Source organism: Chitinimonas sp. JJ19 (genome assembly GCF_036961565.1).
GTDB lineage: Bacteria > Pseudomonadota > Gammaproteobacteria > Burkholderiales > Chitinimonadaceae > Chitinimonas.
Genome location: NZ_JBAMDD010000039.1, coordinates 1 through 1,154 on the forward strand (window position 1 = coordinate 1; position 1,154 = coordinate 1,154).

At 50.0% G+C, this 1,154-nt stretch carries 2 protein-coding genes; both read left to right on the forward strand.

Annotated features, from left to right (window positions below; translation table 11 throughout):
• A partial coding sequence (locus V7714_RS20560; protein ID WP_335711406.1) for a hypothetical protein occupies nt 1-319 on the forward strand: 319 nt, incomplete at its 5' end.
• On the forward strand, nt 319-798 hold the full coding sequence (locus V7714_RS20565) for a hypothetical protein (protein WP_335711407.1): 480 nt from the start codon (nt 319-321) through the stop codon (nt 796-798). The genes V7714_RS20560 and V7714_RS20565, both read left to right, overlap by 1 nt.
• Nucleotides 799-1,154 lie beyond the last annotated feature (356 nt).

Consider the following 1,154-nt stretch of genomic DNA (forward strand, 5'->3'; position numbering starts at 1 on the left):
AAAGGAAGCTGAAGCAGCGCGAGATGCTATAGCTGATGCTTTGAAGCGAAAGCATGCCACCTATGCAGGTGGATATAAGGATGGAAAAGTTGTATCTGGTTGCTCTAGTAATCCAATGGGGTGCGCAGAGGATGATATTGCACGCCAATTGGGGTCAGATGCCAAAATGACTAAGGCAGTTGGCTGGAGACGAAACCCCGCTACAGGAAAGCTTGAGAAAATAGAGATTCCTGTGTGTGCAAACTGTCAAGGAAAATACAACAAGAACCAGTTCCCTGATGATGTGAAATACGACCCTAATGGGTCATGGAGTAAATAATGGCTAGGTCTCTTGCAAGTTATGAAATGAATAGACTTCCATGGGGGCAGTTGCGGGAGGCTTCAGGGCCTGCTGTCAATATCCCGGTAGCACTTGTCGAGTTATTTGATGCACTAACACCTGATGATGCTGGAAAGGCATATTGGAAGCTTGAGAACCATGTGGTAGTTCAAGGGCAGTTATTTGGAGTGGCAGAGTTTGTCGTGCCTGTTCTGATGGCGGCGTTGCTTGATGAGAGACCTGACTACGTAAAGATTTGCGTTTTGGAGCTTTTGTTTCAAATTGTTTCTGGTGTTGCGCATGAGATCGAAATTGATATTGGCAACATTGATTTGGCTGCTAAGTGCCAGCAGAAGGCACGAGAGGGGCTTTGGATTTTATATCGTGAATTGATTGTTGGTGAAAGTGAAGCCGCTCGGGAGGTTATTGAGATTGTTGAGAGTGAACCTGCTAGGCTTGCTTATTTTTTGGGTGAATAATAATGGCACGAAGCATGTCTTAATGTTGTCCGGTTAGAATGATTTTAGCGACTGCTACCGTGGATGAGTCAACTTTGGCTAATTTATGACTGCAGTGTGATCAAGTGGTCGTCGTCGTGGGGCGGTGTTTTGCCAAGCGTACGGCGAATTAGGCCGCTTGATTCCGCTACGAAGCCGACCGGCTAGGGCAACAGGAATGGGCCGGCGGCCTGTGGCAGCGACTGGCCAGCCAGCAACGCGTCCCCACCCAACCCAGCCGCTACCAATACGGTCTCAGCGGCCCCGGCGGCCTCGCCCGCCACAGCCAGGGCAGCGCCACCACCACCTGGCAGCAAGACCTGAACGGCAACCGCATT